This is a genomic window from Methylophilus flavus (assembly GCF_042678905.1).
Taxonomy (GTDB): Bacteria; Pseudomonadota; Gammaproteobacteria; order Burkholderiales; family Methylophilaceae; genus Methylophilus; species Methylophilus flavus.
The window spans coordinates 1-5,624 of record NZ_JBHTLN010000003.1; the positions used below are offsets into that span (position 1 = coordinate 1).

Annotated in this window: 2 tRNA genes and 3 rRNA genes; all 5 read left to right on the plus strand. The window is 48.7% G+C overall.

The window, feature by feature from the left end:
• The first annotated feature begins 215 nt into the window (after window positions 1-215).
• A 16S ribosomal RNA gene (locus ACFQ2T_RS13165) occupies window positions 216-1,754 on the plus strand.
• Window positions 1,755-1,840: 86 nt separating this feature from the next.
• Window positions 1,841-1,917: transfer RNA gene (locus tag ACFQ2T_RS13170), tRNA-Ile, on the plus strand.
• Between the two features lie 9 nt (window positions 1,918-1,926).
• Window positions 1,927-2,002, plus strand: a tRNA-Ala gene (locus ACFQ2T_RS13175).
• A gap of 372 nt (window positions 2,003-2,374) precedes the next feature.
• A 23S ribosomal RNA gene (locus tag ACFQ2T_RS13180) occupies window positions 2,375-5,263 on the plus strand.
• 239 nt (window positions 5,264-5,502) lie between these two features.
• A 5S ribosomal RNA gene (rrf, locus tag ACFQ2T_RS13185) occupies window positions 5,503-5,616 on the plus strand.
• The 16S, 23S and 5S rRNA genes sit together here with 2 tRNA genes alongside, the layout of an rRNA operon.
• The last annotated feature ends 8 nt before the right edge of the window (window positions 5,617-5,624 follow it).

The following is a 5,624-nucleotide window of genomic DNA, read 5'->3' on the forward strand; positions in this document are numbered from 1 at the left end:
TGTTCTTTAAAAATTAGGATGACTGATAAGTGTGGGTGTTTGTAGTTGGGTGAAGCGCATTTGATGCGTAGAAGCCTCAGAAAATACAAATGCTTTACACTTAGATTTATGACAAGTATGTACAGTGTTTTTGACACACATACCTTGAAATGAATTTGAGAAATTAAGCGAAACGAATACCGCCTCGAAAGAGGTATAAAGTAATAGTTAGGAATAAACTGAAGAGTTTGATCCTGGCTCAGATTGAACGCTGGCGGAATGCTTTACACATGCAAGTCGAACGATGAACCCTAGCTTGCTAGGGGGATTAGTGGCGAACGGGTGAGTAATATATCGGAACGTGCCTTGTAATGGGGGATAACTAGTCGAAAGATTAGCTAATACCGCATACGCCCTGAGGGGGAAAGTAGGGGATCTTCGGACCTTACGTTATAAGAGCGGCCGATATCTGATTAGCTAGTTGGTGGGGTAATGGCCTACCAAGGCTTCGATCAGTAGCTGGTCTGAGAGGACGACCAGCCACACTGGAACTGAGACACGGTCCAGACTCCTACGGGAGGCAGCAGTGGGGAATTTTGGACAATGGGCGAAAGCCTGATCCAGCCATTCCGCGTGAGTGAAGAAGGCCTTCGGGTTGTAAAGCTCTTTCGCAAGGGAAGAAAACTTACTTTCTAATAAAGAGTGAGGCTGACGGTACCTTGATAAGAAGCACCGGCTAACTACGTGCCAGCAGCCGCGGTAATACGTAGGGTGCGAGCGTTAATCGGAATTACTGGGCGTAAAGCGTGCGCAGGCGGTTTGGCAAGTCAGATGTGAAATCCCCGAGCTCAACTTGGGAACTGCGTTTGAAACTGCCAGACTAGAATATGTCAGAGGGGGGTAGAATTCCACGTGTAGCAGTGAAATGCGTAGAGATGTGGAGGAATACCAATGGCGAAGGCAGCCCCCTGGGATAATATTGACGCTCATGCACGAAAGCGTGGGGAGCAAACAGGATTAGATACCCTGGTAGTCCACGCCCTAAACGATGTCTACTAGTTGTTGGTGGAGTAAAATCCATGAGTAACGCAGCTAACGCGTGAAGTAGACCGCCTGGGGAGTACGGTCGCAAGATTAAAACTCAAAGGAATTGACGGGGGCCCGCACAAGCGGTGGATTATGTGGATTAATTCGATGCAACGCGAAAAACCTTACCTGGCCTTGACATGCCACTAACGAAGCAGAGATGCATTAGGTGCCCGTAAGGGAAAGTGGACACAGGTGCTGCATGGCTGTCGTCAGCTCGTGTCGTGAGATGTTGGGTTAAGTCCCGCAACGAGCGCAACCCTTGCCATTAATTGCCATCATTTAGTTGGGCACTTTAATGGGACTGCCGGTGACAAACCGGAGGAAGGTGGGGATGACGTCAAGTCCTCATGGCCCTTATGGCCAGGGCTTCACACGTAATACAATGGTCGGTACAGAGAGTTGCCAACCCGCGAGGGGGAGCTAATCTCAGAAAGCCGATCGTAGTCCGGATTGTTCTCTGCAACTCGAGAGCATGAAGTCGGAATCGCTAGTAATCGCGGATCAGCATGTCGCGGTGAATACGTTCCCGGGCCTTGTACACACCGCCCGTCACACCATGGGAGTGGGTTTTACCAGAAGTAGGTAGTCTAACCGCAAGGGGGACGCTTACCACGGTAGTATTCATGACTGGGGTGAAGTCGTAACAAGGTAGCCGTATCGGAAGGTGCGGCTGGATCACCTCCTTTCTAGAGAAGATCACTCGGCTTCAAGCATTCACTCTTATCAGTCATCTAAAATTAAGCAGCAACAAAGATTTAGGCAAACCGCCTTAGGGTCTGTAGCTCAGCTGGTTAGAGCACCGTCTTGATAAGGCGGGGGTCGTTGGTTCGAGCCCAACCAGACCCACCACTCTATATTGGGGGATTAGCTCAGCTGGGAGAGCACCTGCTTTGCAAGCAGGGGGTCAACGGTTCGATCCCGTTATCCTCCACCACCTTCATTGATGGTTTAGGTTAATGGTTCTTTGTTGTAGATTAGAGATTAGAAGCAAGCGTTACTTGCGTAGTGCTTGCTTCTAGTTTTTTAACTGGACTGCTCTTTAACAAAATGGAAGAAGTAAAGGAATATAGGTTGTGTGATGACAACTTATATTCAATGGGCGATATTATTTTTTAACCGGAAATAATATCGATTGATTGCAAAATCATAAATATATTAAACGCAAGTTGAGAAGCTTGGGTTGGTGAGTAATCATTGATCTGGGCAAATCTAACGAGGTTTGATAGTGCTTTAGAATTACCTGTAACGCGTGTCTCATGCACGACGAAACCTGGATTTAAAAAGGGTTTAGGTTTTAACGTTATAGGGTCAAGTGAATAAGTGCATATGGTGGATGCCTTGGCGATTACAGGCGATGAAGGACGTGATAGCCTGCGAAAAGCTTCGGGGAGCTGGCAAATAAGCTTTGATCCGGAGATGTCCGAATGGGGAAACCCACCCGCAAGGGTAACCGCTCCTGAATATATAGGGAGATGGTGGCGAACCGAGTGAACTGAAACATCTAAGTAGCTCGAGGAAAAGAAATCAACCGAGATTCCGTAAGTAGTGGCGAGCGAACATGGAATAGCCTGTTATTTTTAGCAGATGCGATAGTAGAACGGAATGGAAAGTCCGACCGTAGTGGGTGATAGTCCCGTATACGAAATCCCGTCTGTGGAACTAGGGTAACGAAAAGTAGGGCGGGGCACGAGAAACCTTGTCTGAACATGGGGGGACCATCCTCCAAGGCTAAATACTCGTAATCGACCGATAGTGAACAAGTACCGTGAGGGAAAGGCGAAAAGAACCCCGGGAGGGGAGTGAAATAGATCCTGAAACCGTATGCATACAAACAGTGGGAGCGGACTTGTTCCGTGACTGCGTACCTTTTGTATAATGGGTCAGCGACTTACATTCAGTGGCAAGCTTAACCGATAGGGGAGGCGTAGAGAAATCGAGTCCGAATAGGGCGAATCAGTCGCTGGGTGTAGACCCGAAACCAAGTGATCTATCCATGGCCAGGATGAAGGTGCCGTAACAGGTACTGGAGGTCCGAACCCACAAATGTTGAAAAATTTGGGGATGAGCTGTGGATAGGGGTGAAAGGCTAAACAAACTTGGAGATAGCTGGTTCTCTCCGAAAACTATTTAGGTAGTGCCTCGTATATCATTCTCGGGGGTAGAGCACTGTTATGGCTAGGGGGTTCATAAGAACTTACCAAACCATTGCAAACTCCGAATACTGAGAAATGCAATTACGGGAGACAGACCATGGGTGCTAACGTCCGTGGTCAAGAGGGAAACAACCCAGACCGACAGCTAAGGTCCCAAATGACGTGCTAAGTGGAAAACGAAGTGGGAAGGCATAGACAGCCAGGATGTTGGCTTAGAAGCAGCCATCATTTAAAGAAAGCGTAATAGCTCACTGGTCGAGTCGTCCTGCGCGGAAGATGTAACGGGGCTAAGCACGTAACCGAAGCTTCGGATGCCCTAATTTATTAGGTGCATGGTAGGAGAGCGTTCTGTAGGCCTGCGAAGGTGTTCTGTGAGGAATGCTGGAGGTATCAGAAGTGCGAATGCTGACATGAGTAGCGATAAAGGGAGTGAAAAGCTCCCTCGCCGAAAGCCCAAGGTTTCCTGCGCAACGTTCATCGGCGCAGGGTGAGTCGGCCCCTAAGGTGAGGCAGAGATGCGTAGCTGATGGGAAACAGGTTAATATTCCTGTACCTCTATACAATGCGATGTGGGGACGGAGAAGGTTAGGTCAGCCGGGTGTTGGATGTCCCGGTTCAAGCGTGTAGGTTGGTTCTTTAGGCAAATCCGGAGAGCTAAGACTGAGACGTGATAACGAGCGTACTTGTACGTGAAGTGATTGATACCATGCTTCCAAGAAAAGCCACTAAGCTTCAGTTGTATAAGACCGTACCGCAAACCGACACAGGTGGGCAGGATGAGAATTCTAAGGCGCTTGAGAGAACCCGGGAGAAGGAACTCGGCAAATTAGCACCGTAACTTCGGGAGAAGGTGCGCCCCGGTAACGTGTAGAGACTTGCTCTTGAAGCGTGATGGGGTTGCAGTGAAAAGGTGGCTGCGACTGTTTAATAAAAACACAGCACTCTGCAAACACGAAAGTGGACGTATAGGGTGTGACGCCTGCCCGGTGCTGGAAGATTAAATGATGGGGTGCAAGCTCTTGATTGAAGTCCCAGTAAACGGCGGCCGTAACTATAACGGTCCTAAGGTAGCGAAATTCCTTGTCGGGTAAGTTCCGACCCGCACGAATGGCGTAACGATGGCCACACTGTCTCCTCTCGGGACTCAGCGAAGTTGAAATGTTTGTGAAGATGCAATCTCCCCGCGGCTAGACGGAAAGACCCCATGAACCTTTACTGCAGCTTTACATTGGACTTTGACAAGATTTGTGTAGGATAGGTGGGAGACTATGAAGCGGTGTCGCTAGATATCGTGGAGTCATCCTTGAAATACCACCCTGATGTTGTTGAGGTTCTAACCTAGGTCCGTAATCCGGACTGGGGACCGTGTATGGTAGGCAGTTTGACTGGGGCGGTCTCCTCCCAAAGAGTAACGGAGGAGTGCGAAGGTAACCTAGGTACGGTCGGAAATCGTACTGATAGTGCAATGGCAAAAGGTTGCTTGACTGCGAGACGGACAGGTCGAGCAGGTGCGAAAGCAGGTCATAGTGATCCGGTGGTTCTGTATGGAAGGGCCATCGCTCAACGGATAAAAGGTACTCTGGGGATAACAGGCTGATTCCTCCCAAGAGTTCATATCGACGGGGGAGTTTGGCACCTCGATGTCGGCTCATCACATCCTGGGGCTGTAGCCGGTCCCAAGGGTATGGCTGTTCGCCATTTAAAGTGGTACGTGAGCTGGGTTTAAAACGTCGTGAGACAGTTTGGTCCCTATCTGCCGTGGGCGCTGCAAGTTTGAGGGGACCTGCTCCTAGTACGAGAGGACCGGAGTGGACGCACCTCTGGTGGACCAGTTATCATGCCAATGGTATAGCTGGGTAGCTAAGTGCGGAAGAGATAAACGCTGAAAGCATCTAAGCGTGAAACTCGCCTCGAGATGAGACTTGCCTCTGGCTTTAAGCCAGCTAAAGAGTCGTTCAAGACCAGGACGTTGATAGGTCAGGTGTGGAAGTGCAGTAATGCATTAAGCTAACTGATACTAATTGCTCGTGAGGCTTGATCCTATAACCTTAAAACTTAGACTGACTGATAGGAAACTATCAATAAATCTAATAAGGTGTAGTTCAAAGCAATATGATTTGGCAATCATCTAGAAATACTGAAACAACACGTTGTTTCAACATCTAAATCCCATTGAAAACAAGCTTAAACGCTTAAATCCTTTACTTCTTCCAATTTGTTAAAGCAGGCTGATGCCAAAGTAATACCAGGCTCAGCACCATGCATAACATTACCAGTTATGTTTGGGGACAATAGCGGTTTGGAACCACCCCTTCCCATCTCGAACAGGGCCGTGAAACGAACTTGCGCCAATGATAGTGTACTCTTCGTATGCGAAAGTAGGTCATCCCCAAGCTCCTTATA